The organism is Martelella limonii (assembly GCF_013344475.1).
GTDB classification, from domain to species: domain Bacteria; phylum Pseudomonadota; class Alphaproteobacteria; order Rhizobiales; family Rhizobiaceae; genus Martelella; species Martelella limonii.
The window spans coordinates 42,727-66,942 of the sequence record NZ_JABUOU010000009.1 but is presented as its reverse complement, the minus strand read 5'-3'; the positions used below and the strand labels follow the sequence as shown (position 1 = coordinate 66,942).

23 protein-coding genes are annotated in these 24,216 nt (G+C 62.0%); 3 read left to right on the top strand and 20 right to left on the bottom strand.

Annotated elements, in window-relative coordinates; translation table 11 throughout:
• Window positions 1–32 precede the first annotated feature (32 nt).
• The 20 genes from HPQ62_RS16865 to HPQ62_RS16770 all read right to left on the bottom strand — a co-directional run bounded on the left by HPQ62_RS16865 (window position 33) and on the right by HPQ62_RS16770 (window position 21,578).
• The gene (locus HPQ62_RS16865; RefSeq protein WP_425312644.1) at window positions 33–1,118 is read right to left on the bottom strand and encodes a hemolysin family protein; all 1,086 of its coding nucleotides are present in this window, start codon (window positions 1,116–1,118) and stop codon (window positions 33–35) included.
• 136 nt (window positions 1,119–1,254) lie between these two features.
• The gene (gene ybeY, locus HPQ62_RS16860; RefSeq protein WP_174803738.1) at window positions 1,255–1,761 is read right to left on the bottom strand and encodes an rRNA maturation RNase YbeY; all 507 of its coding nucleotides are present in this window, start codon (window positions 1,759–1,761) and stop codon (window positions 1,255–1,257) included.
• 1 nt (window position 1,762) lies between these two features.
• The gene (locus tag HPQ62_RS16855) at window positions 1,763–2,794 is read right to left on the bottom strand and encodes a PhoH family protein (RefSeq protein ID WP_425312643.1); all 1,032 of its coding nucleotides are present in this window, start codon (window positions 2,792–2,794) and stop codon (window positions 1,763–1,765) included.
• 252 nt (window positions 2,795–3,046) lie between these two features.
• Window positions 3,047–4,426 carry a tRNA (N6-isopentenyl adenosine(37)-C2)-methylthiotransferase MiaB gene (gene miaB, locus HPQ62_RS16850; protein WP_174803736.1) on the bottom strand — a complete coding sequence of 460 codons (1,380 nt, stop codon included), beginning with the start codon at window positions 4,424–4,426 and terminating at the stop codon, window positions 3,047–3,049.
• Window positions 4,427–4,487: 61 nt separating this feature from the next.
• Complete coding sequence (gene olsA, locus HPQ62_RS16845) at window positions 4,488–5,273, bottom strand: lyso-ornithine lipid O-acyltransferase (RefSeq protein WP_174803735.1); 786 nt, start codon at window positions 5,271–5,273, stop codon at window positions 4,488–4,490.
• A 3-nt stretch (window positions 5,274–5,276) separates the two neighbouring features.
• Window positions 5,277–5,705, bottom strand: a complete 429-nt coding sequence (locus HPQ62_RS16840) for a Fur family transcriptional regulator (RefSeq protein ID WP_174803734.1) — start codon at window positions 5,703–5,705, stop codon at window positions 5,277–5,279.
• Window positions 5,706–5,764: 59 nt separating this feature from the next.
• Entirely contained in the window at window positions 5,765–6,253 is a 489-nt protein-coding gene (locus HPQ62_RS16835) for a GNAT family N-acetyltransferase (RefSeq protein ID WP_174803733.1), read from the bottom strand.
• A 315-nt stretch (window positions 6,254–6,568) separates the two neighbouring features.
• Window positions 6,569–7,222, bottom strand: a complete 654-nt coding sequence (gene tsaB / locus HPQ62_RS16830) for a tRNA (adenosine(37)-N6)-threonylcarbamoyltransferase complex dimerization subunit type 1 TsaB (RefSeq protein ID WP_174803732.1) — start codon at window positions 7,220–7,222, stop codon at window positions 6,569–6,571.
• Between the two features lie 8 nt (window positions 7,223–7,230).
• Window positions 7,231–7,797 (bottom strand): NifU family protein, encoded by a 567-nt coding sequence (locus HPQ62_RS16825; RefSeq protein ID WP_174803731.1) that lies wholly within the window; start codon window positions 7,795–7,797, stop codon window positions 7,231–7,233.
• A 67-nt stretch (window positions 7,798–7,864) separates the two neighbouring features.
• Window positions 7,865–8,356 (bottom strand): universal stress protein, encoded by a 492-nt coding sequence (locus tag HPQ62_RS16820; RefSeq protein WP_174803730.1) that lies wholly within the window; start codon window positions 8,354–8,356, stop codon window positions 7,865–7,867.
• Between the two features lie 122 nt (window positions 8,357–8,478).
• The gene (gene trpS / locus HPQ62_RS16815; RefSeq protein WP_174803729.1) at window positions 8,479–9,540 is read right to left on the bottom strand and encodes a tryptophan--tRNA ligase; all 1,062 of its coding nucleotides are present in this window, start codon (window positions 9,538–9,540) and stop codon (window positions 8,479–8,481) included.
• 99 nt (window positions 9,541–9,639) lie between these two features.
• Entirely contained in the window at window positions 9,640–11,205 is a 1,566-nt protein-coding gene (murJ, locus tag HPQ62_RS16810) for a murein biosynthesis integral membrane protein MurJ (RefSeq protein WP_174803728.1), read from the bottom strand.
• On the bottom strand, window positions 11,202–14,105 hold the full coding sequence (locus HPQ62_RS16805) for a [protein-PII] uridylyltransferase (RefSeq protein ID WP_174803727.1): 2,904 nt from the start codon (window positions 14,103–14,105) through the stop codon (window positions 11,202–11,204). Before HPQ62_RS16805 ends, murJ begins: the two co-directional genes overlap by 4 nt.
• A 55-nt stretch (window positions 14,106–14,160) precedes the next feature.
• Entirely contained in the window at window positions 14,161–16,878 is a 2,718-nt protein-coding gene (mutS, locus tag HPQ62_RS16800) for a DNA mismatch repair protein MutS (protein WP_174803726.1), read from the bottom strand.
• Between the two features lie 403 nt (window positions 16,879–17,281).
• Complete coding sequence (gene olsB / locus HPQ62_RS16795; protein WP_425312642.1) at window positions 17,282–18,142, bottom strand: l-ornithine N(alpha)-acyltransferase; 861 nt, start codon at window positions 18,140–18,142, stop codon at window positions 17,282–17,284.
• A gap of 234 nt (window positions 18,143–18,376) precedes the next feature.
• The gene (gene lspA / locus HPQ62_RS16790; protein ID WP_174803724.1) at window positions 18,377–18,865 is read right to left on the bottom strand and encodes a signal peptidase II; all 489 of its coding nucleotides are present in this window, start codon (window positions 18,863–18,865) and stop codon (window positions 18,377–18,379) included.
• The gene (locus HPQ62_RS16785; protein ID WP_174803723.1) at window positions 18,862–19,719 is read right to left on the bottom strand and encodes a TrmH family RNA methyltransferase; all 858 of its coding nucleotides are present in this window, start codon (window positions 19,717–19,719) and stop codon (window positions 18,862–18,864) included. Before HPQ62_RS16785 ends, lspA begins: the two co-directional genes overlap by 4 nt.
• 10 nt (window positions 19,720–19,729) lie before the next feature.
• Window positions 19,730–20,824 carry an RsmD family RNA methyltransferase gene (locus tag HPQ62_RS16780; RefSeq protein WP_174803722.1) on the bottom strand — a complete coding sequence of 365 codons (1,095 nt, stop codon included), beginning with the start codon at window positions 20,822–20,824 and terminating at the stop codon, window positions 19,730–19,732.
• An 80-nt stretch (window positions 20,825–20,904) separates the two neighbouring features.
• The gene (locus tag HPQ62_RS16775; protein WP_174803721.1) at window positions 20,905–21,252 is read right to left on the bottom strand and encodes a lipopolysaccharide assembly protein LapA domain-containing protein; all 348 of its coding nucleotides are present in this window, start codon (window positions 21,250–21,252) and stop codon (window positions 20,905–20,907) included.
• A gap of 29 nt (window positions 21,253–21,281) precedes the next feature.
• Window positions 21,282–21,578 (bottom strand): integration host factor subunit beta, encoded by a 297-nt coding sequence (locus HPQ62_RS16770; RefSeq protein WP_138750217.1) that lies wholly within the window; start codon window positions 21,576–21,578, stop codon window positions 21,282–21,284.
• Between the two features lie 454 nt (window positions 21,579–22,032).
• Between HPQ62_RS16770 and HPQ62_RS16765 the strand changes: the two genes are divergently transcribed.
• The 3 genes from HPQ62_RS16765 (at window position 22,033) to lptB (ending at window position 24,091) form a co-directional block, all read left to right on the top strand.
• The gene (locus HPQ62_RS16765; RefSeq protein WP_174803720.1) at window positions 22,033–22,689 is read left to right on the top strand and encodes an LPS export ABC transporter periplasmic protein LptC; all 657 of its coding nucleotides are present in this window, start codon (window positions 22,033–22,035) and stop codon (window positions 22,687–22,689) included.
• Between the two features lie 22 nt (window positions 22,690–22,711).
• Window positions 22,712–23,248, top strand: coding sequence for an LptA/OstA family protein (locus HPQ62_RS16760; RefSeq protein ID WP_174803719.1), 537 nt, complete (start codon window positions 22,712–22,714; stop codon window positions 23,246–23,248).
• Between the two features lie 129 nt (window positions 23,249–23,377).
• Complete coding sequence (lptB, locus tag HPQ62_RS16755) at window positions 23,378–24,091, top strand: LPS export ABC transporter ATP-binding protein (protein WP_194246375.1); 714 nt, start codon at window positions 23,378–23,380, stop codon at window positions 24,089–24,091.
• The last annotated feature ends 125 nt before the right edge of the window (window positions 24,092–24,216 follow it).

The window sequence follows — 24,216 nt, the reverse complement described above, 5'->3', positions numbered from 1 at the left end:
CGCAGCGTTCCCCTCCGGCAGTTCATCGCCGCCTATTGGCTGTCACGCGCTTCGCCGTCGTCATCATGGTAGGAAACGTCATGCTCTTCTTCATGACGGATCGCCTCGCGGCCCTCGTCATTGCCGCCGGCGCGCGCCTGATAGCGCCGACGCGCGGGACCGCGCTTGCGCAGGATACGCACCCTTCGGATGCGGCGCGGATCGGCATCAAGAATGTGAACCTCGAAGCCCGGAAGCTGGATCACCTCGCCGCGCGCCGGAATCCGGCCGATGCTCGAGAAGATCAGACCGCCAAGCGTGTCGACATCCTCAGCATGATCGTCGATCTCGAAATCCGGACCGATGGCTTCCGCGATATCCTCAAGCTCGACACGGGCGTCGGCGAGATAGACGTCGTCGGACACGCGGGTGAACATGGCTTCTTCGGAATCGTGCTCGTCGTCAATCTCGCCGATGACCATTTCGACGATGTCCTCATGGGAGACGAGACCGTCGGTCCCGCCATATTCGTCGATCACGAGCGCCATCTGGGTGCGACCGGCCTGCATGCGCTGCAACAGGTCCGAGGCAAGCATGGATGGCGGAACGAACAGAACGGGGCGGATGAGCCCGGCCTCGAGGATGGTCTTTTCGAGGCTGACCTTGGCCAGATCGAGCGCGCTCTGCTGCGCCTTGGTCTGGCGCTCCGTGGGCTTGATCTCGCTGGATTTGGTCGCGCCGTTCTTGGCGGCGTCGCGGGCATTGGCGACCCGGGGCCGCCTGCGGCCGCGCGCCTGCTTGGAGATATAGGCCAGCAGATCGCGGATATGGACCATACCGCGCGGATCATCCAGCGTTTCGCAGAACACCGGCATGCGCGAATGGCCGCAATTTTCGAAAACCAGCAGCAATTCCCCGATCGTCATCGCCTGCTCGACCGCATCGATATCGGCGCGGGGCACCATCACATCCTCGACTCGCACCTCGCGGAAGGAGAGGATGTTGTTGAGCATGGCCCGCTCTTCGGGAGAGAAATCGTTTTCGCCGGATTTGTCGGCAGACAGCGCATCTTCCAGATCTTCGCGCAGGCGCGAAGTCGCGTTCCCGTTGCGCTTGAAGTACAGGAGCAGCCCCTTCAGGGGCGAGGCGGACGTTTTGTGATGTGTTTTGCCCGTCTCCGGACTGTTCGGCTCGTCGAGCTCGGATCCGTCTTCCGAATCCTGACCGCTGTCACCGAGCGGTACAATCTGTTGCTGGTTCATTGTTCCTTAGGCGTTAGAGAGGGTCGCTGCCCTGATAGGGATCAGATAGGTCAAGTGTGGCCAAAATGCGAGTCTCGAGACGCTCCATAATTTCGGCATCGTCGTTTTCGATGTGATCATACCCCAAAAGATGCAGAAATCCATGCACCAGAAGATGGGTGAGGTGATCGTCGAACCCCTTGTCTAGCTCTTCCGCCTCGCGCGCCACGGTTTCGCGCGCAATCACGATGTCGCCCAGCATCGGGCCCGGCATACCGCCGGGAATGACAGGAAAGGCCGGAAAGGACAGGACGTTGGTCGCCTTGTCCTTGTCGCGCCATTCCGCATTGATCTCGCGGATCGCCGCATCATCGGTAAAGACCAGCGACAGCTCCGTGTCGTGGGCGGGAAATGGCTGCCCCTCGACCTTCTCCAGATAGCTCGCGGCTGCGCCAATGACGCGGATCACCAGCGCTTCCAAAGCGGCCTCATCGGGCCAGCCATCGGCTTCCCGGCTCACCTGAAAATCGAAACTTGCCATATCAGGCGTTACCGTCTCCGCGGGGCTCCGGCGTACGCGTCCTGCCTTCATAGGCCGCCACGATGCGGGCAACCAGCGGATGGCGCACCACGTCCTTGTCGGTGAAACGGGTGGTCGAGACACCCTCGATGCCCTCCAGAACGTCGAGCGCCTCAACCAGCCCCGACTTGATGCCGCGCGGCAGGTCGACCTGGCTCGGATCGCCGGTGATGATCATCCGCGAATTTTCGCCAAGACGGGTCAAGAACATCTTCATCTGCATCGACGTCGTGTTCTGCGCCTCGTCAAGGATTACCGCCGCATTTGTCAGCGTGCGCCCGCGCATGAAGGCGAGCGGTGCGATCTCGATTACGCCGGCCGTCATAGCGCGCTCCACCCGATCGCCCGGGATCATGTCGTAGAGCGCGTCATAGAGCGGACGCAGATAGGGATCGACCTTCTCCTTCATGTCGCCCGGCAGAAAGCCGAGCCGCTCCCCAGCTTCCACGGCAGGCCGCGAAAGGATGATCTTCTCGATCGCACCGCGCTCCAGAAGCTGGGCGGCATAGGCAACGGCGAGGTAGGTCTTGCCGGTACCGGCAGGCCCCACGCCGAACACCAGCTCGTTGCGCTCCATCGCGCGGATATAGCCGTCCTGCGCCGGCGTGCGCGCCGCAATCGATTTCTTGCGGGTGGAAATCTGGGACATGGAAAGCCTCGCCTTCCGCTCCAGCGTCGGCAGCGTCAGCTGATCATCGGCGGCCCGCGCCATGCGGATCGCCCCTTCGACATCTGATTTTTCCAATTGCGCGCCTTTTTGCAGCTGTGCGTAAAGATAATCGAGCGCCCGGCGGGCTTGATGGGTGGCGAGCGTTGCGCCGCTCAGCGCCACCGAATTGCCGCGTGGCACGGCGACGACGCCGAGCTCCTTCTCCAGCAATTTCAGATGTTCATCAAACTGACCGAACAATTCGCTGGCATAGCGATTGTTCTCGAAGGTGAGCACGAAGTGGCTGGCATCAGGGCCCGCCGATTTTGCGTGCGTGACAACCATATCAGTAGCGTTCAAGCGTTCTTGCTCCTCGGGTCAAACGCAAGGGGCGCCACCGGTCCGGCCTTGCCGGCAACAGCAGCGTCTTCTTCGTTACGATACATGGGGGATCGTTCAGTCAAAGACAGAAGTAAAACGGCAGAAATGTGAGTCTCAACTCGCCAATCAAGCTTCATGTGAGAAGGCTAATCGTGATTCTGCCCTTTGTGAAGCGAATTGTATTTCGCCCCGACAAATTCATGGGATTGTCACCGATCAGGCAAGCCGGACGCCCGCAAGGCTGTTGGTGGCGGCATCGGTGATGCGCACCCGCACGAGATCGCCGATGGCAGCGTTTCCGCCATCGATCACCACCGATTGCAGCCAGGGGGAACGCCCAATGAGCTGGCCGGGATTGCGGCCCGGCTTTTCGAGCAGGATATCCATCTCCATACCGACCCGCGACTGCGCGAACTCAAGCTGATGGCGGGTCAGCAGCGCCTGGAGCCGCTGCAGGCGGTCAGCCTTGACCGCTTCCGGCACCTGATCGCCAAGATCAGCCCCGGGCGTGCCGGGGCGCGGGGAATATTTGAACGAGAAGGCCTGCGCGTAACGCACCTTTTCGATGAGCGCCATCGTCGCCTCGAAATCCGCGTCGGTCTCGCCGGGAAAGCCGACGATGAAATCACCGGAAAGCGCGATATCGGGACGCGCCGCGCGGATGCGTTCGATCAGGGCAAGGTAATCTTCGGCCGTATGGCGGCGGTTCATCGCCTTCAGGATCCGGTCGGAACCCGCCTGCACCGGAAGATGCAGATAGGGCATCAGTTTCGGCAGATCGCGATGGGCCTCCATCAACCGGTCATCCATGTCGCGCGGATGGCTGGTGGTGTAGCGCAGCCGGGCAATGCCCTCGATTTCCGACAGGTGGAACAGCAAGTCGCCAAGGCCCCAGCCGGAACCGTCCGCGCTCTCGCCGTGCCAGGCATTGACGTTCTGGCCGAGCAGCGTGATCTCGCGCACGCCATTTTCAGCAAGCCGCTGCGCCTCGTCGACGATCTGCTTGGTCGAGCGGGAAATTTCCGAGCCGCGGGTATAGGGCACCACGCAGAAGGTGCAGAACTTGTCGCAGCCTTCCTGCACGGTCAAAAAGGCTGAGACATTCTTCGGGCGCGCGCCGCGCTCCTTCTTCGGCAGGTAATCGAACTTGTCTTCGACTGCATATTCGGTATCGACCACGCGCTCGCCGGTCTTTGCCCTTCTCAGAGCCTCCGGCAGGCGGTGATAGGTCTGCGGGCCGATGACGACATCGACATCCGGCGCGCGGCGCAGGATCTCCTCGCCTTCCGCCTGAGCGACGCAGCCGGCTACGCCGATCAGCGTCTCGCGCCCATCCTTGGCCCGCTCGGCCTTGAGGTCGCGGTAACGCCCGAGCGCCGAATAGACCTTCTCGGCAGCCTTTTCGCGAATGTGGCAGGTGTTGAGCAGGATCAGGTCGGCATCCTCGATCACCTCGGTCGGCTGATAGCCGTCAGCGGCCAGCGCCTCGCCCATGCGCTCGCTGTCATAGACGTTCATCTGACAGCCATAGGTCTTGATGAAGACCTTGCGCTGATTGGAGATGCCGGGCTGGGATAGTGTGATCTGTTCGCTCATGGCGGCCTTTTAACGCGGTTTGCCCCAGGAGAAAATCAAAAAAGAGAAAATCAGGAAATCGTCAGCGCCCGCGCAGCCGCTCGCCCAAAAGCGTACGCATGCGGCTCTCGATTTCGGCGGCGGCTTCCTTGCGCTTGGTATCCGCATCGAACACCACGCTCTCGCCGAAGCAGACATCCACATCGAAAGCGCCGGCCTTGATCACGCCCGCAAGCGAGGGCAGCATCTCGACATCGCCTGGCCAGGCGACGATCGGACGCAGCGCGCGGCCCATCGGCAGGCCCCTGACGCCGGTATAGGCAACCGCCACCGGCTGGACATGAACCTTGCCGGTCGGCGACTGCGGCACAGCGGTCGAGGCCGCGCCGAAAAGCGAATATTTGATCGGATAGATCCGGTTGCCGTCAGATGTCGTGCCTTCGGGAAACAGGACGATGATCTCGCCCGCCGAAAGCCGCTCGGCGATCGAGCCCACCTGCCGTCCCGTGCCGCGCTTGTCGGCGCGCTCAATGAAGACCGAATTCTGCAGCCTTGCGAACAGGCCGAAGACCGGCCAGGTCTTGACCTCGTTCTTGGCGATGAAGGCGACATCTGCAACCCGGCCCAGCACCACAATATCAAGCCATGTGGTGTGATTGGCCGATAGCATCAGCGGCCGCGCGTGTTCGAGATCGCCATGGACATGAATGCGGATGCCGAGAACGAAACAGGCGACCATGTGCCAGTAGCGCGGCAATTTGCGCGCGATCTTCCAGCCCCTCCACAGCGCCACAATCTGCAGCGGCGACAGCACGAGCGTGGTCACCAGCAGCACGATGGCGACATAGAAATAGCGCAGCCAGATCACCGCTCAGTCGCCCCGGTTCTTGATCGGAACGCCGTAAAGCTCCAGCCGGTGATCGACCAGCCGCAATCCGTACTCGCGCGCGATCCGCTCCTGCAGCGCCTCGATCTCGGGCGAGTGGAATTCGATCACGACCCCGGTTTTCAGATCGATCAGATGGTCGTGATGCTCTTCCGGCACCGTCTCGTAGCGCGACCGGCCATCGCGGAAATCATGACGGGCGATAATGCCCGCATCCTCGAACAGCTTCAGCGTGCGATAGACGGTGGAGATCGAGATCCGCTGGTCGACCAGCACCGCACGGCGGTGCAGTTCCTCGACATCGGGATGGTCCTCCGCCTCCTGCAGCACGCGGGCCACCACCCGGCGCTGCTCGGTCATGCGCATGCCGCGTTCGGCGCAGATTTCCTCAAGCGTTTTCGGCAGATCGTTCATTCCAGGTGTACCGGCGGTTGAGGCCGGAGAACCGGCTGAGCGTCGTTTACGATTCCGGGTTAGCGGAGTTCGCGCCGCATGACAAGCGCGGTGGTTCTGGTACCATCGTCGTGGGTGTAATACGCCTTTCGCCGGCCGACCTCGACAAAGCGCAGCTTCTGGTAAAGCGCGATTGCCGCCGCGTTTTCCGCCGAGACCTCAAGCAGCATGGCTTCGGCGCCGCGCGCCTTGGCCTCCTGCATCGCCGCCACCATCAGCCGCCAGCCAAGCCCGTTGCGGGCAAACTGGCGGTCGACGCAGATCGTCAGGATTTCCGATTCGTCGCCGGCATTGCGCGCCAGAACGAAACCCGCAGCCGCAGCCGGCCGCCGCGAAGAACGCACGATATGGCCGTAGACTGGATCCTGCGCCAGAAGCTTGCGAAATTCGCCCGCGCTCCACGCCGGCGAAAACCGCTTGCGGTGAAGATCGGCTGCAAGGTTCAGATGTTCCTCTTCAAGCGGAAACAGATCGAATTCGGCATTGCGCTTCAGGAAGGACGGCAGCATGGATTGCCTCCCTTGTGATAGCGATGCGCCTGCGGCGTAAGAACGCCTTCTCCAGCCGAACGCGAAAACGCTTCCGCACACGACCGCGCCAGCTTGAAGAAAGAAACGCGAGGCTTGTTCCCGATACTCTCTCCCGCCTGCGGGAGAGATGCCCCGAGAGGGGCAGTGAGGGTGAAACTGCGGTTCAACGTCGTGAGGGCGTTCGTGAGGACGGACTTCCCCCTCAGTGTCGCTTTCGCGACATCTTTCCCCTTCGGGGCGAGAAGATCGGGGGGCTTTGCGGATGGCGGGACGAGAAAAGGCATAAGCATGCCCTCACGCCCTTTCGACAGCAAAGCCGATCTGCGGCTTGGCGTCTGGGGCGCGCAGATAGAGCGGGGAAACCGAAGGACCGGGATTGGTGCGTGCACCGAGCAAGGCGAGCGTCTCGATGGCGACGCGGTCTTCCGCAGCGGCCTCGGCAAGGCCGGCGACGATCGCACCGGTGCCAACGGGAATGGCACCATGGGTGCGGGCCAAGCCTTCAAGGTCCTCGTAGCGATAGGCTGCAGGCTCCGTCACCGCATTGCCGTCAGCATCGATGACCTGGGCGAAGGCTTCCCCTCGCCGCGCATCGAGCGTGGCAAGGATCGGCACACCGGGACGCGCCAGCCGATGCTGTTCGCCAATGGCCGAAAGCGAGGAAACGCCAACGCATTCGGCCTTGATCGCAAGCGCCAGAGCGCGCGCCGTTGCAACCGCGATGCGGACGCCTGTGAACGAGCCCGGCCCCACATTGACGGCAACGCGGCCGATGTCTGCGGGTTTCACGCGGGCTCCAGCGAGGGCTGCATCGATCACGGCCATCATCCGCTCGGCATGGCCCTTGCCGATGGTCTCGACCGCGCGGCCGGCAACCGTGCCGGAGGCGCAGTCCAGCACCGCGGCCGAGCAGTCTGCCTGTGCCGTATCAAGCGCCAGTAGAAGCATATCAGTCCTCAGACGGCTTCCACTTCCTGCACTTCAGGCACGAAGTGGTGGAGCAGGTTCTGGACGCCGTGTTTCAGCGTCGCCGTGGATGACGGGCAGCCGGAGCATGCACCCTTCATGTTGAGAAACACCGTGCCCTCGCGATAGCCGCGGAAGGTGATGTCGCCGCCATCCTGCGCAACGGCAGGACGGACGCGGGTCTCGAGCAATTCCTTGATGGTGGCGACGATGGTTTCATCGCCTTCATCGAAGAACTCCTCATCGCTGTCGGGATCGATCGCCGGAGAAGCGCCCTCGGCCATCACCGGCGCGCCGGACAGGAAATGCTCCATGATCGCGCCGAGGATTGCCGGCTTGAGGTGCTGCCACTCGGGGGCGCCCTTGGTTACGGCAACGAAATCATAGCCAAACATCACGCCTTCCACACCGGGCACGGCAAACAGACGCGTGGCGAGCGGCGACACGATTGCATCGTCGGCGGATTTGAAATCCACATTGCCGCCCACCATCACTTCGCGGCCGGGCAGGAATTTCAGGGTCGCGGGATTGGGGGTCGTTTCGGTCTGGATGAACATCTTCATCTCCAAATCTTTGCGGGCGGTTTGCCCCTATATCGGCGCTCGAACGTCGAAGCGCAAGGGTTCAGCACAGTGCGTCGATATCGGCGTCGTCAAGCCCGTCGGGCAGAACCGTCACCGGAATGGTGAAGGCCTTGCCGCGGGCCGCGAGCATCGAGACCAGCGGACCCGGCCCTTCCTTGGCAGGACCGGCGGCCAGAACCAGGATCGCGATATCGCGGTCCTCCTCGACGGCAGCATTGATCCGTTCGGCCCTGTCCCCCTCGAGGATTACGATTTCAGGCTCGATGCCGATCGCCTCGCGCACGTTTTCCGCCGCACGGTTGACGATCGATTCCGCTTCCTCGCGGGCCTCGGCGCGAATGATCTCCTGCACGCCGATCCACTGCTGGGTCTCCTGCTCGGGAATGATGTAGCAGAGCACCAGGCCGCCATTGGAATTCTTGGCACGGCGGCCGGCATAGCGCACGGCGCGGATGCATTCGGGCGTATCGTCCACGATGGCCATGAATTTGCGGCGATGTCCGGCCTCGCCGGATAGACGTTTGGAAACCATTGTCGCGTCACTCCACCAGTGTCAGGAAGGCTTGTTGGACATTCGAAAAGGCAAGCAAATGGCCCTGCCCGGCCCCATGGGGCCGGATGCGCATCATATCACGATTGGGCAAAAAGCAAGTGTCAGAGAAGGCCGACGATCTCGTGGACGTCCTTCATGGTCTTTTCCGCGATCACCCCGGCGCGCTCTCCACCATCCTTCAGAACGGCGTCGATATGCCCCGGATCGTCGTTGAGACGGCGCATTTCCTCGGTGATCGGCGCGAGCACGGAAACCGCGAGATCGGCAAGCGCCGGCTTGAACTGCGAGAACTGCTGGCCGCCGAATTCGGCAAGAACATCCGCCTTGGCGCGATCGGAAAGGGCCGCGAAAATGCCAACCAGATTGTCGGCCTCCGCCCTGCCCTTCAGCCCCTCGATTTCGCTCGGCAGCGCATCCGGGTCGGTCTTCGCCTTGCGGATCTTGCGGGCCACGGTGTCGGCATCGTCGGTGAGGTTGATGCGCGAGAGGTCCGACGGGTCGGATTTCGACATCTTCTTGGTGCCGTCCTTGAGGCTCATCACGCGCGGCGCAGGCCCCTCGATCAGCGGCTCGACCATCGGGAAGAAGGCGTGCACCGGCTGATCGCCAACGGTAATGTCGATGCCGGTTCCGCTGTTACGGATCTTGCCTTCGAAATCCAGATTGAACTTCATCGCAATATCGCGAGTGAGTTCCAGATGCTGCTTCTGGTCATCGCCCACCGGAACGTGCGTTGCGCGGTAGAGAAGAATGTCGGCTGCCATCAGGCTCGGATAGGCAAGCAGGCCAAGCGACGCGTTCTCGCGGTCCTTGCCGGCCTTGTCCTTGAACTGTGTCATCCGGTTCATCCAGCCGACGCGGGCAACGCAATTGAAGACCCAGGCGAGTTCGGCATGCTCGCGCACCTTCGACTGGTTGAAGACGATGTGCTTCACCGGATCGATGCCGGAGGCGAGATAGGCCGCCGTGATCGCGCGGGTCTGCTCCTTCAGGTCCTCATGGACGAGCTGGGCCGTCAGAGAATGCATGTCGACCACGCAGTAGATGCAGTCCATCTGCTCCTGCAGCGCGACGAACTTGCGCAGCGCGCCAAGATAGTTGCCGAGGTGCAGATTGCCGGTCGGCTGGATGCCGGAGAAGATTTGCGGCTTGAATTCGCTCATGTCTCATCTCTTTCGGACGGGTGGAGGGCCCGGTCGGTTGAATTTTGCTGGCAGCGCTTATGCACCGCCCCGCGCGACGCGTCAAACTGTGAAGCCGGACTATCCCCGGCGGCGGCGAACGAGCTTCATGATCAACGCGCGGTTGACGCCACCGGTTGCAAGCACGAGGCCGAAATAGACGACCATCGCGACCGCGATCAGGATCAGCACGCCGCCCAATTGATCAAGGAAATGCGATCCCGGCTCAAACCAGTGGTCAAGCTTCACCGCCGCAAACTTCACGGCCGCCGCCATTGCTGCCGCGCTCAGCACAATCATCGGCACACGGCGGGCAAGAAGCCTGTCGAGCTTCAGATGGCCGGTGATGAATAGGGTCGTGGCAAGAAGCACGACATTGGTCCAGCCCGACACCACCTCGGCAAGCGCAATGCCGCGTTCGGCGAGAATCGGAAACAGCGAGATCGCCAGAACGGAATTGATGCCGACCGCGATCATCGTGAACCGCATCGGCAGCTTTGTGTTCTCGCGCGCATAGAAAGCGGGCTGCAGCGCCTTGGTGAGCGCAAAGGCCGGCAGGCCGAAGGCATAGACGGTCATGATTGCGGCCACCAGCGAGGTGGTTTCCGGCGTGAACGCGCCACGTTCGTAAAGCACCCGGGTGATCTCGGTCGAAATCATCATCAGGCCGAAAGCCGCCGGCACCGTCAGGAACAGCACGAATTCGATGGTGCGGTTCTGGATATGGCCGGCTTCCTTGAAATTGCCGCCCTTCAGCGCCCGCGACAATTCCGGCAGCAGCACCACGCCGCCGGCAACGCCGACGACGCCGAGCGGCAACTGGTAGAGCCGGTCGGCATATTGCAGCGCCGAGATCGCCCCGTCCTTGCCGGAGGCGACCGCCTGGCCGATCAGCTGATTGATCTGGATGACGCCGCCGGTGATGGCAGCGGGCACCGCGAGCGCCACGAGACGGCGGATCTTCGGCGTGATCCTCGGCAGGCGGAAAGTAAAGCGGATGCCGGCGCGGCGGACATCGAACCAGACCACGGCAAGCTGGATGACGCCGGCGCCGAGCACGCCCCAGGAGAGATACTCCGCCATCATCTGCGGGTCCGCCTTGACCCACACGCCGTAGGCCAGCACGCCAATCAGCACGACATTGAGGAAAACCGGCGCGATCGCGGCCGCGAAATAGCGGTGCAGCGAATTCAGCATCCCGCTCATCATCGCCATCAGCGACATGCAGATCAGATAGGGAAACATCACCGATGACAGCCGCACGGTCATCTCGAACTTGTCGGCATCATCTGCAAAGCCGGGCGCGATGATGAAGCGCACGATCAGCGGCATCGCCAGTTCCATCAGCACGGTGATCAGGAACAGGGCCGAAAACAGAACGCCCAGGACTTGCTCGGAGAAGCGCTTGGCGCCGTCGATCCCGTTTTCCTCGATCTCCTTGGAAAACAGCGGCACGAAGGCGGCGTTGAATGCGCCTTCGGCAAACAGCCGGCGAAACAGGTTGGGAAAACGGAAGGCGGCGTAGAAAACGTCGGCCATCGCGCCATTGCCAAGAGCTGCCGCCATCATCGTTTCACGCGCGAAACCGAACAGTCGGCTTGCGAATGTTGCCCCACCAACGGTGGCGAACTTGCCGGCAAGGCTCATTTATTGCGTCCATCCCTGATTTCGACCCGGCGCGCCCTGTTTTCGGCTTCGGCCGGCAGCAGCATGCCCGGCGGCATGCCCTTGCGATAGGCATCGCCCTTGTCGTCAAGCACCGCCTTCATCCTCTCGACAATCGCCGCCTGACGGCTTTCGCTGGTGATCTTGGCGCCCACGAGATCGGTCACGTAGAAGCTGTCGATCACCTTCTCGCCGAAGGTCGTGATCCGCGCCGTCTGGATGTCGAGCGACAATTCCGAGAGCGTCTGGGTCACGTCGGCGAGAAGGCCGGTGCGGTCGAGGCACTCGATCTCGATCACGGTGAAGATGTTGGAAAGCTTGTTCGACACCGAGACATGGGTGGTAACCGAAAACGGCTTGACCGAGCGGCGCTCGCGCTTGCGGGCCGCGATCAGCTCGTTCAGGTGCTTGCGGCCTGCCAGCAGATCCTCGATCAGCTTGCCGATCGTGTTGGCACGCCGCAATTCGTCCGCATCATCGGGAAAGGCGCGGTTCAAAAGGATGGTATCGAGCGCGCGGCCATCCGTCGTCGTGAAGATCTGGGCGTCGGCAATATTGGCGCCGGTCGCCGCACAGGCGCCCGCGATGATCGACAGAAGCCGCGGGTGGTCCGGGGCAAGCAGCGTGATCTCGGTGATGTCATGAAACGCATTGGTGCGCACCATGGTCGAAAACAGCTGCCGCGTCTTGTCCGCGTCACGAATGAAACGGGCATGGCGGACCTGATCCTCGAGCGGTACCGAGAGCAGGTAGTTCTGATATTGCAGATTGGCGTATTTGTGCCGCTCGGCATCGCTCCAGCCCGTCAGCGAATCTTCGAGCACTTCCACCGCGCGTTCGGCGCGGGCCTTGCGGGAAACGGCGGAGAAGCCGCCGGACAGCAAGATTTCCGATTCGTAGTAGAGCGTGCGCAGGAGCTGGCCCTTCCAGCCGTTCCAGACATCGGGACCTACGGCGCGGATATCGCAGACGGTCAGGATCAGCAGCAGGTTCAGCCGGTCGAGCGATTGCACGGTATCGACGAAATCGACCACCGTCTTGCGGTCGGCGAGATCGCGGGTCTGGGAAGTCATCGACATCACCAGGTGATTGTCGATCAGCCAGGCGACCAGCTCGGTCTGCTTCGGTGTCATGCCGAAGCGCGGGCAGAGCTTGCGCGCGACGCGAGCGCCGGCGATCGAATGATCTTCCTTGCGGCCCTTGGCGACATCGTGCAGCAGCACCGCGACATAGAGCACGGCCCGGTCGTCGAGCGACTGGATCAGCCGTGCCGCCAGCGGATGCTGCTCGGACTGCCCGCCGGCATTGTCGATCTCCGACAGCACGCCGACCGCGCGGATCAGATGCTCGTCAACAGTGAAGTGATGATACATGTTGAACTGCATCATCGACACGATCCGCCCGAATTCCGGGATGAACCGGCCGAGCACGCCTGCCTCGTTCATGCGCCTCAGATAAAGTGCCGGATCATTGCGCGAGGTCAGGATCGACAGGAACAGCCGGTTCGCCTCTTCGTTTTCCCGAAGGTCCTTGTTGATCAGCGACAGGGAGCGGGTAACGATCTTCAGCGCGTCGGGATGGAATTCAAGGTCGTTGATGACGGCGACGTAGAAGAAGCGGATGAGAGCGACCGGATCCTTCTTGAAGACGTCCGGCTCGGCAAGCGCGATCCGTCCGCTGTCGGACACGAATTCGATCGAGCCCGGTATCTTGCGCTGGCGGCGTGAAAATTTCGACCAGACGACCTGACCGATGCTGGGCGAGGCCTTGGCCTGCTGTTCCTCGAGATCGGAGCAGAAGATCCGGGTCAGATCGCCCACATCCTTGGCCACCAGGAAATAATGCTTCATGAACCGCTCGACGGCAGAAAGGCCCGGCCGGTCCTGATAGTCGAGCGCTGCGGCGATCTCGCGCTGCACGTCGAAGGAGAGCCGTTCCTCGGCCTTGCCGGTCAGGAAATGCAAATGGCAGCGCACGGTCCACAGGAAGTCCTCGGCGCGGACGAACAGTTTCAGCTCCTGCCGCGACAGCACGCCAAGTTCGACGAGCTGGGCGGTATCGCGCACGCGGTAGAAATATTTGGCGATCCAGAACAGCGTGTTGAGATCGCGCAGGCCGCCCTTGCCTTCCTTGACGTTGGGCACGACGAGATAGCGGGTATCGAATGATTTGCGGTGGCGCTGGTCGCGCTCGGCAAGCTTTGCCGCGATGAAATCCGGGCCGGTTTCGGCCACCACTTCCTTGTCGAAACGCCGCTCCAGCGTGTTGGCGAGCGCCTTGCGGCCAACGATATAGCGCATCTCCAGGATCGAGGTGCGGATCGTCATGTCGGCCTTGGAGAGCTTGATGCATTCCGAGATGCTGCGGGTCGCATGGCCGACCTTCTGGCCGAGATCCCAGAGCATGTAGAGAATATACTCGATCGCCTTCAGCGTGTCGGCACGGTCATTGTCCTCGATCAGGAACAGCAGATCGATATCGGAGCCCGGCGCCAGCGTGTCGCGGCCATAGCCGCCGACAGCGGTGATCGCGAATTCCTTGCGGGTATCGGGAAAGATCGTCTTGGTGACGAGGTCATGCAGCGCGATCAGGATCTGATCTTCAAGCCAGGAAATCCGCCGCGCGCATTCAAGCCCGCCGCCATCGGCCTTCAAGCGCTCATAGGCGCGTTCGCGTCCGGCAGCGTTGATCTCCTTCAGGCGCGCCAGGATATCCTGACGTATCGCATCTGCATTGCCTGCATTTTTCCGGGCAATGGCGCGCAATTCGTTGCGCAGCGCGGATGGTTCGAAGACCTCGGTCATGGCAAAGGAACCGGCCTCGGTTCCATCGCCGGTCACTGTCTGCTGCGCGGCGCGCTGATCTGGCCTTTGTGTCTGCATCGACCTGCCTTTTTCATCGGCGGTTCTTGCGCCGCCGGAGGTGTCTTAAAGCAAATCAGTCATCAATGGAAACGGCATCATGCATTTTCCGCTTCAGCGCATAGAGCGCCTCCAGCGCCTCGCGCGGCGTCATATCGTCGGGACGGATCTCGCCCAGCATGGCCTCGACTTCCGATGCCTTGGGCTCGGGCGCCCGCATCGCCGACTGGAACAGCGGCAAATCATCGATCAGGCTTGCGGCCGGGTTCTTGCGGTCGGCATCCTCGAGCCGGGCGAGCACGTTTTTGGCACGCTTGACCACCGCTGCCGGCAGTCCGGCAAGACGTGCCACCTGAATGCCGTAGGAGCGGTCGGCAGCGCCGGGCCCGACCTCATGCAGGAACACAACCTCGCCCTTCCACTCCTTGACCCGCATCGTGGCATTGACCAGACGGTTGAGCTTTTCCGAAAGCACGGTGAGTTCGTGGAAATGGGTGGCGAACAGGCCCCGGCAGCAATTGACATCATGCAGATGTTCGACCGCGGCCCAGGCAATCGACAAGCCGTCAAAGGTCGCCGTGCCCCGTCCGATTTCGTCGAGGATCACCAGCGAGCGCGGACCGGCCTGATTGAGGATCGCCGCCGTTTCCACCATCTCGACCATGAAGGTGGAGCGCCCGCGCGCCAGATCGTCCGATGCGCCGACGCGGGAAAACAGCCGGTCGACAATGCCGATATGGGCGCTTGCCGCCGGCACATAGGCGCCGATCTGCGCCATGATCGCGATCAGCGCATTCTGCCTGAGGAAGGTCGACTTGCCGCCCATGTTCGGACCGGTCAGAAGCCAGAGGCAGCCCTTGTCGCCCGACACCGGCGACAGCGTGCAGTCATTGGCGACGAATGGACCGGATGATTGCTTGCGCAGCGCCTGCTCGACCACCGGATGGCGCCCGCCGGTGATCTCGAAGGCCGTCGTCTCGTCCACCAGAGGCCGGCAATAGGCCTCGGCCTCGGACAGCACGGCAAAGGCTGCGGAGACATCGATGATGGAGAGCGCAAGTGCGCCCTTCTTGAGCGTTTCGGCTGCATCAACCACGCTTTTGCGCATCGTCTCGAAAGCTTCGAGTTCGATCACCAGCGCCTCGCCAGCAGCATTGGCGATCCGGCTTTCGAGATCGGCAAGCTCGGCGGTGGTGAAACGCATCGCATTCGCCATGGTCTGGCGGTGGATGAACTTCGCCTTTGCGTCATCGCCTTCGGTCAACGAGCGGGCATTGCCAGCGGTCACCTCGATGAAATAGCCGAGCACATTGTTGTGCTTGATCTTCAGCGCCTTGGCGCCGGTCTCCTCGGCATATTGCGCCTGCAGGCCTGCGATCACCCGCCTTGAGGCGTCGCGCAGTCCCCGTGCCTCGTCAAGCGCGGTATCCGCGCCCGCGCGGACAAAGCCGCCATCGCGCTTCAGCAACGGCAATTCGTCGCTCAGCGTTGCGCCAAGCTTCAAGGCGAGATCATCGGGCAGCGCCTCCAGCGCATTGCGTGCAGCGCCAAGCTCATCGGGAAGCGGTGCGCCGGCCAGCATATCGGCGATCGACCGGGCAACCTCGAGCCCCTTCAGGATCGCGCCCAGGTCGCGCGGACCGCCGCGGTCTAGGGCAAGGCGTGACAAAGCCCGCGGCATGTCGGGCAATTGTTTCAGGCCGTCACGCACGGCATCGGTCACGGATGGGTCACTGAGGAAGAAGGCGACGGAATCAAGCCGGTCGTGAATGATCGCGGCATCCGTCAGCGGGGACATCAAACGTTCGCCGAGAAGACGGGCACCGCCGCCGGTCACCGTACGGTCTATCGCCTTCAGGAGCGATCCGTCGCGGGCGCCCGCCATCGTGCGCACAAGTTCCAGATTGGCGCGGGTGGCGGGATCGATGAACATCGACGACGACGCACCGTCCTGTTCGGGGATGCCGAGCGGCGGGCGTTCGTTGATCTGGGTCTTCTCGACATAGGCGACCGCGGCAGCGGCGGCGGAAAGCTCGGTGCGCGAAAACCGGCCGAAGCCATCCAGTGTCGCAACACCGAAGAACCGGCCCAACCGATCCTGCGCGGTTGCCCCATCGAACAGAACGGAAGGCTGTGGGGAGACGGCGCGGCCGAGGAGATCGAAGACCGGGCGCAGCTTCTCGTCGCTGAAAACGCTGTCGGCAACGATCAGTTCGCGCGGCTCCACCCGCATGATATCGGCGGCGAGACGGTTTTCGGTCGAGGCGGTAACGCGGAAGACACCGGTCGAAATGTCGATCCAGGCTAAACCGTAGGCGCTCTCGCCCTTCACCCGCGACAGCGCCATCAGATAATTGCTCTCGCCGGGCGCGAGCAGCTTGTCCTCGGTAATGGTGCCGGCGGTCACGAGCCGGGTAACGTCACGCCGCACCACGGATTTCGAGCCGCGCTTCTTGGCTTCCGCTGGATCTTCAGTCTGCTCGCACACGGCGACCCGGAAGCCGAGGCCAATCAGCTTTTGCAGGTAGTCATCGGCGGCATGCACCGGCACGCCGCACATCGGAATATCGCGGCCCAGATGCTGGCCGCGCTTGGTGAGCGTGATCGACAGCGCGCGGGCGGCTTCGACCGCATCGTCGAAGAACAGCTCATAGAAATCGCCCATGCGGTAGAACAGCAGGAGATCGGGGTTTGCCGCCTTGATCTCGATATACTGCTCCATCATCGGCGTCGCGGATGCGCGGCTTTCCTCTGAGATCAGTTCTTCGGTCGGAATACGATTATCGTCTGCCACGGCGCACGCTCGAAATGAGGGGATTTTCCCCTTTCATCTGTCACGATTTTCTGGCGCTCGAAAGGGCGGGTGGGAAGAAAGCTGGGCAAAACATTATCAGGGTCACAATGGACAAGCTGCAGAGCATCATTATCTCGTTCGCAAGATCAGCGACATTCTCGCTGAATCGCCAAACGTTCGGCGTCATCCTCGGGCTTGACCCGAGGATCCAGTCACCTCTGCCGCGAGCGGAGCCTGCGGGTTTCGGGGAAGACGCGCTCAGAGCAAACCGACCGCTACGCCTGTCGCGAGGAACCGTGTTTACATCCTCGGGTCGAGCCCGAGGATGACGCAGAGTGGAGGTAGAGGGTCAGCGCCGCGCTGCATTTTCTTTCAATCGCTACGCAATCGGTCGCAAACCGCTTCAGCTCGCAAACCGGCCGGCATCGGCGCCGTAATAATTGAGGTAGCGATCCGAGATCGAGGCAATCGGCAGCACGATCAGCACGTCGGTGGTGTTGAACGCCTGGTCGATCACCGCGCCTTCGCCGACCATGGCACCGAGGCGCAGATAGCCCTTGATCAGCGGCGGCAGGCCGGTGAGCGCCCGGCGGCCCGAGGCTTCTTCGGCCGCCATCATGTTCATGTCGACGGCAAGTTCGGGTCGGGCGGCAACAGCCCAGTCGCCGGTGGCGCGGGCATTGTGGTGCAGGAAGGAAAGCGCCATCGCATGGGCTGAAGGGTCTGTGCCATGGAAAGAGGCGCAGCCGAACATCACGCCGATATCGTGCTTCAGCGCATAGGCCCAGTTGCCCTGCCACAAGAGTTCGACCGTGCGCTTGCTGCGATATTCCGGCAGCACGCAGGAGCGGCCAAGCTCCATGAACCGGGTTTCCGGATGACGGGCAACGAGATCGGCGGTCTGAAACTCGGCGTCGGAATAGAAGCCGCCATGGGCGAGCGCCACTTCATGGCGCAACAGCCGGTAGGTGCCGACGATCTGGTCTTCCGTCTCGCCCTCGATCTTGCGGTCGATGACAAGCAGATGGTCGAAGATCTCATCCCAGCGGTCGAAATCGCGCCGCGCGCTCATCGCCTCTTCGGGCAGCCGGGCCTGCATCTCCTCAACGAAGACGCGGTAGCGCACGGACTGAGCCGCATCGATTTCGGAAGGCGTTTCGGCAATCCGCGTTTCCAGGCTGCCAATGCGGCCGAGAATCCCCTCGCCCGCGACCTCAACGGCCCCAGCGGGCGCCGATGGCTGAAGAACGTCGAGAACTTCCATCGTCATAGCGTAATCCGGATTGTTCGTCTTGGGTGTCATAAAGCACTTTACTGCGACATCGTCGTGACAGTCGCATCCCGTATCTGAAGGCTCGGAAACCAAAAGCCGGATCCCCTGCAGCCATTTCGTGCTATCCGGGCCAGAGCCCGACCGATAACAACTGTAATACACGGCGTTAGCGAGGTCCAGCCGGATTTGACGATTGATCAATAACGCCGGAACGGGCGCCTGAAATCAGGACGTCCGGCCCCCAGGCCCTTTCAGGAAAAACTCCTGGATGAAGATCATCACCGCACCGACGGTGATGTAGCTGTCGGCGAGATTGAAGATCGGGAAGGTCCAGTCGCCGACATGAAAGCGGATATAGTCGACGACGTGGCCATACATGAAATGATCGAGAATGTTGCCGAGCGCTCCGGAAACGACGAGCGCAAAGCCGAGCAGAGCAAGCGATTGCCCAGGAGCGGTCTTGCGCCAGAGATAGATCACGACCGCGACGATGACCAGACGCATCGTGACCAGCGCCCAGCCATTGGTATCCGACAGAAGCGAGAACGCTATGCCCGGATTATAGGTCTTGTAGAGGCCGAGGAACGGGATCACGTCATAAGGCTGGTAGAGCGGCAGGTAGATCTCCACCGCATATTTAATCACCGCGTCGAGCAGCACCGCAATCACGATGAAGGCGATGGCGGGGCCCGGCCTGGAAAGGGAAGAGATCATCGGCCGTTATCCTCAAGGGCAAGCAAATGGCGGCGGGCTTCGTAAAGCATCACCGCGGTGGCGACAGCCAGATTGAGCGAATCAGCACGGCCCTGCTGCGGAATGCGGGCGAGCCTGCCAGCGCCATCCGCAAGTTCTGCCGGCAGCCCCTGCTGCTCATTGCCCATCAAAAGCACGACAGGCTTTTTGGTGTAATCGATGGTGCGGTAGTCGACCGAGCCTGCCAGATGCGTCGCGACGATCTCGACATCGCTCTTGCGGGCCCAGTCGAGAAAGGCCTTCGGTTCCGCGCGGGACACAGGCAGGGCAAAGACCGAGCCCATCGTGGCCCGGACAGTCTCCAGCGAAAACGGATCGGTGGTCTCGCCGACGAGGATGATGCCGGACGCGCCCGCGGCATCCGCCGTGCGGATGATGGTGCCGAGATTGCCCGGATCGCGCACCCGGTCGAGCGCGATATAGGTTTCGTTCCGGGTCGGCGCGATGTCGCCAAGCGGGCGGTAGCGGCTTTCGAAAACGCCTGCGACCATCTGCGGATTGTCGCGCCGCGTGATCGCACCCAGCACCTTTTCGGAGACCTCGAGCACCAGACCGCCGGAGGCGACGGTCTTGGCGGCGGCCTTTTCCACCGGCGCCTTGCCCTTGGCGGACTTGGCATAGATCAGCGTGCGGATGGTCCAGCCAAGCTCGAGCGCATCTATGATCAGCTTCAGTCCCTCGGCCAGAAACGTGCCGCTTTCCTCGCGGTGCTTCTTCTGGCCGAGCGCCCTGATATCCTTGATGATCGGGTTGGAGAGGCTTGTGACCTCCTTGACCGTGCCGACGCGCGGGGCGCGTTCCCTGTCGAAACTCATGTGTCGAAACTCATTGTGGCAACCACCGCGCATAAAGGGATGTGGAGAGCGCGCGGCCCGGCTCAGTGCCGGAAACCCCGCCCTCGCGGATGACAAGCTCGCCCGATTCGACCACGCCGCCGAAACCGCGCATGGTCTCCATCATCAGCTCGTGGACCGAGTAGAAGCTTGCCCGGATCGAATAGGCCGTCAGCACCAGGCCCAGGGCATCGGGCTTCAGGATCGCGCGGCAGAGATCGAGCATGCGCGGCAGATGCTCGAACAGCTGCCAGACCTCGCCATTCGGACCCCGGCCGAATTTCGGCGGGTCGGTGAGAATGATGTCATAGTGATTGCCGCGCCGCTCCTCGCGCTCGATGAACTTCATCGCATCGTCGCAGATCCAGCGGATCGGCTTGTCGTTAAGGCCGGAAAGCGCCTGGTTCTCCCGCGCCCAGCCAATCGCCTTCTTGGAGGCGTCGACATGGGTGACTTCGGCTCCGGCGCTGGCGGCCACCAGCGAGGCGACGCCGGTATAGCCGAACAGGTTGAGGACCTTCGGCTTTCCTCCGCGTTTCGAAGCACCCTCAAGCACGTCGCGCATCCACTGCCAGTGCGCGATCTGCTCGGGAAACACGCCCACATGCCGGAACGCGGTAAAACGGCCGAGGAAATCGATATCCATGATCCTGAGCGGCCAGGTCTCGCCGAGAGCGACCTGCGGAAACTGCCAGCGGCCCATGCCTTCTTCATCGGTGTCCCCCGTAAACACCGCATCGGCATTGGCCCAGACCTTGTCGTCGAGAAGCGGCGGCCAAAGCGCCTGCGCTTCGGGACGAACGATCCGCACGTCTCCATATTGCTCGAGCTTCAGACCGTGACCGCTGTCGATCAGGTGAAATCCGTCCGCAGAGGTGGATTCGAGAATATGGGGAATGCGCTCGGCAGGCCGCGCGCCAGGCTTCATCGCCACCCATTGCGGCTCGGGCTGGCTTTTCTTGCGCTCAGTGGCTGGCTCTTCATGCCGGCGCGGCGCATCGTTGCGCTGGGACTTTGCCGGGCGCTGGCCGCGGCCCGAACCATTGCCGGGTTTGCGGCGTGTCTTGTCCTGTCTTGAAGGCGTCATGAAGCCTGTTTCCCGGATTGGTCGAAAGCACGCGGTTTACCAGCCCTGCCGGGAAAATGGCAAGTCTCGTCGAACGAGGGTCAGGCGGACGGCAGCCGGTCGAGGGGCCGGGTCGGCGGAAGTTCGGCAGGCAGCGTCTTCTGGTGATCGGCCTCGGCGCGCCATTTTGCCGCTTCGCGCTTCTTTACCTTCGCGCTTTTGCGGTACTTGTGCTGGGAAAACCAGGTGGCAAGCGAACCGAGCACGATGCCGAGGATGAAGGCGATCAGGATGAACACGAAGAAGGGCGCGGAAACCGAAAGCACCTTGTCGCCCGTATCGAAGGGGTTGAGCGCCATCGAAACCGGCGCGCGATTGACCACGCACAGCACGATGAGCACGACGCCGATCGGAACCAGGATGAGAATATTGATCAGTTTCTTGGTCATGATGCCCTGCCCGTTGCTGTTGCCGCCGCTCAGTCGTCGTCTTTCTGGTCGGGATTCAGGCGTTCACGCAATTCCTTGCCGGTCTTGAAGAACGGAACCCACTTCTCCTCGACGAACACGGTATCACCCGTGCGCGGATTCCGGCCCGAACGCGATGGCCGGTTTTTCACCGAAAAGGCGCCGAAGCCGCGCAGCTCGACACGGTTGCCCGCAGCCAGAGCATCGGCGATTTCATCGAGAATGGCGTTGACGATATTCTCGACATCGCGGTGATAGAGATGCGGATTGCGCGCCGCAACAATCTGTACCAGCTCCGACTTGATCACATTCGACCCCTCAAATCTATGATTTTCATTGCCAATTAGTCTGCCCGACAGACCATGGCCCGTCAACAAGTCCGACCTGCGGCCAATCGACTTCGTGATCGAGCCGGACCGCAGCCGCTGGTTCGAAGCAGCCCCGCCCCCCGATTTTTCGCTAGGGAATGCCTCAAACCTGACCTGTTTACGGTATAGCAAGCCTCGATTTCAAGTATGCGAAGGCATAAGAGCCCGTGAAATTGCGGGTTTGTGCGCGGCGATGATCGCAAGGGGTGTTTTTTTTGCAGTGCAGAGCGGCCTTGGCCACCAATACCCCGACATTCACGCTTGCCAATGAGGGCAGGCGTGCCTACTTGCGAACAACCTTGTTCTCTTTCGCGAAACATAATATCCGTGACGTTTGCGATGAACGCGTGACATCATCGGCGCGGAAGGCGTCAAGACACCGAAACGGCATGGCATGAGCATCACACAAGCAGCACATCGGTCGGCGATTGATGAAGGCTTCCTGAGGGCGGCCAAGCATTCGCGTTCCGTGCGGCGCCTGAAAATATTCCTGCCGCTGGCGGCAGTGATCATCTCGCTGGCGCTGATTGCCGCCGCCTTCGTGCAATCCCTGATGCCTGCCAATGTCTCGCTCAGCGCCGCAACGATCGAAGACGGCATGATCGTGATGACCAATCCCGGCATGACCGGCCGCAATCGCGACGGAGTGCCCTATTCCCTGAAGGCCTCGCGCGCGCTTCTGCCGGCCGCCAACCCCGACGACAGCTCGGTGCTGATGGAAGACGTGGTTGCGAAGGTGCCGGTTGAAGATTCGGTGACGGCCGTGATCAATGCCGCAAGCACGCTCTATGACCGGGCGACGGAACAGCTCAACATTAACGAGCCGTTCACCATCAAGCTGTCAAATGGCATGCATGCGGAATTCAACTCTGCTGCGATCGACATCCAGGGCGGCACGCTGAAGAGCGACGATCCTGTGACGGTGACAGCGCCGCAGGCGTCGGTGGTTGCCCGCAATGTGAATATCACCGATAACGGACAGAAGATTCGGTTCGGGGGCGGTGTCCATGTTACACTTTCTCCTACAGCGCTCGGCAAGGGCGACCAGTGAGGTATTGATGGAGCTTCCGACTTTGAAACTCACAACCGCCATGATCCCGGCTGCTGCCGTACTGGCCTCCCTTCTGGTGGCCGCGCCGGCGTTCGCTCAAAACACGGAGACCACCGGTTTCCAGATCGCGGGCGACCAGCCGATCGACATCGATGCCGATGAATTCGAGGTCGACGACGCCACCAAGCTGATCACATTCTCCGGCAATGTCGTTGCCGTGCAGGGCGTGAACAAGGTGCGTTCCTCCAAGATGACGGTGCGCTACGAAGGCGGCTCCACGGGGATCGCCTCCGGCCAGGGCGATATCGACCGGATCGATCTTTACGGCGGCGTCCGCCTTGATACCGATACCCAGTCCGCCACCGGCGACACGGGTCATTTCGACATACCGACACAGCTCTTCGTTCTGGAGGGCAAGGAAGTCGTCCTGCAGGAAAACGGCAATGTTTTCGTGGGCTGCAAGCTGACGGTCAACATGGCAACCAGCCAGGCCAAGCTCGATGCCTGCGGCAAGCGCGTTCAGGTTCGCCTCAACCCGCAGTCGCGGCCCGGCAACTGATTACCGGGGGCGCATGTGACCACGACCAGAAATGCACCGGGGCGACCGGCTGAACCGACCGCCGCTCAGCCGAATGCTGCTCACGGCGCAAACGGCTCAACGCGCCGTGCTGTCGATTACGAGGGCACGCTGATTGCGGAGGGGCTGACGAAGTCCTACCGCACGCGCCGCGTGGTCAATGGCGTCTCTCTCGTCGTGCGCCGCGGCGAGGCCGTCGGCCTTCTCGGTCCGAACGGCGCGGGCAAGACCACCTGTTTCTACATGATCACGGGACTGGTGCCCGTCGACGAGGGCCGGATTGCGCTTCATGGTCGCGATGTCACCGGTCTGCCGATGTATCGCCGTGCGCGCCTTGGCGTCGGCTACCTGCCGCAGGAAGCCTCGATCTTCCGCGGCCTGACCGTCGAAAACAACATTCGCGCCGTGCTGGAGCTGACGCCGCTTAAAAAGCAGGAGCGCGAGGACAAGCTCGAGCAGTTGATGGAAGAGTTCGGCATTGCAAGGCTCCGGAAATCTCCGGCGGTTGCCCTTTCCGGCGGGGAACGGCGCCGCCTGGAAATTGCCCGTGCGCTTGCAACCGACCCGGCCTTCATGCTTCTCGACGAACCCTTCGCCGGCGTCGACCCGATTTCGGTGTCGGATATCCAGGGCCTGATCCGCCACCTCACCCAGCGCGGCATCGGCGTCCTGATCACCGACCACAACGTCCGCGAAACGCTGGGCATGATCGACCGCGCCTACATCATTCATGCCGGCGAGGTCCTGACCCACGGCAAGGCCTCGGAAATCGTCGCCAACAGCGATGTGCGGCGGCTCTATCTTGGTGACAATTTCAGCCTCTGAAGACCCACCCGAACCAGACGGATTGCGCCCGCTGATTAAAGCTTGATCAGCAAGCAATTTTTATGCCAATCTTCGCCACTGATCTGGCCAATTTCGAGCTGGCCATTGGTTTCGTGGGGGTTTTG

Excerpts from the sequence above, each read along its gene's own strand:
- HPQ62_RS16780 (WP_174803722.1), bottom strand. The coding sequence starts at position 20,824 with ATGACGCCTTCAAGACAGGACAAGACACGCCGCAAACCCGGCAATGGT.
- HPQ62_RS16805 (WP_174803727.1), bottom strand. The coding sequence starts at position 14,105 with ATGCAGACACAAAGGCCAGATCAGCGCGCCGCGCAGCAGACAGTGACC.
- HPQ62_RS16775 (WP_174803721.1), bottom strand. The coding sequence starts at position 21,252 with ATGACCAAGAAACTGATCAATATTCTCATCCTGGTTCCGATCGGCGTC.
- HPQ62_RS16825 (WP_174803731.1), bottom strand. The coding sequence starts at position 7,797 with ATGTTCATCCAGACCGAAACGACCCCCAATCCCGCGACCCTGAAATTC.
- HPQ62_RS16765 (WP_174803720.1), top strand. The coding sequence starts at position 22,033 with ATGAGCATCACACAAGCAGCACATCGGTCGGCGATTGATGAAGGCTTC.
- HPQ62_RS16835 (WP_174803733.1), bottom strand. The coding sequence starts at position 6,253 with ATGCTGCCGTCCTTCCTGAAGCGCAATGCCGAATTCGATCTGTTTCCG.
- HPQ62_RS16855 (WP_425312643.1), bottom strand. The coding sequence starts at position 2,794 with ATGGTTGTCACGCACGCAAAATCGGCGGGCCCTGATGCCAGCCACTTC.
- olsB (WP_425312642.1), bottom strand. The coding sequence starts at position 18,142 with ATGGAAGTTCTCGACGTTCTTCAGCCATCGGCGCCCGCTGGGGCCGTT.
- HPQ62_RS16840 (WP_174803734.1), bottom strand. The coding sequence starts at position 5,705 with ATGAACGATCTGCCGAAAACGCTTGAGGAAATCTGCGCCGAACGCGGC.
- trpS (WP_174803729.1), bottom strand. The coding sequence starts at position 9,540 with ATGAGCGAATTCAAGCCGCAAATCTTCTCCGGCATCCAGCCGACCGGC.
- HPQ62_RS16785 (WP_174803723.1), bottom strand. The coding sequence starts at position 19,719 with ATGAGTTTCGACAGGGAACGCGCCCCGCGCGTCGGCACGGTCAAGGAG.
- miaB (WP_174803736.1), bottom strand. The coding sequence starts at position 4,426 with ATGAGCGAACAGATCACACTATCCCAGCCCGGCATCTCCAATCAGCGC.
- lspA (WP_174803724.1), bottom strand. The coding sequence starts at position 18,865 with ATGATCTCTTCCCTTTCCAGGCCGGGCCCCGCCATCGCCTTCATCGTG.
- HPQ62_RS16820 (WP_174803730.1), bottom strand. The coding sequence starts at position 8,356 with ATGGTTTCCAAACGTCTATCCGGCGAGGCCGGACATCGCCGCAAATTC.
- tsaB (WP_174803732.1), bottom strand. The coding sequence starts at position 7,222 with ATGCTTCTACTGGCGCTTGATACGGCACAGGCAGACTGCTCGGCCGCG.
- murJ (WP_174803728.1), bottom strand. The coding sequence starts at position 11,205 with ATGAGCCTTGCCGGCAAGTTCGCCACCGTTGGTGGGGCAACATTCGCA.
- ybeY (WP_174803738.1), bottom strand. The coding sequence starts at position 1,761 with ATGGCAAGTTTCGATTTTCAGGTGAGCCGGGAAGCCGATGGCTGGCCC.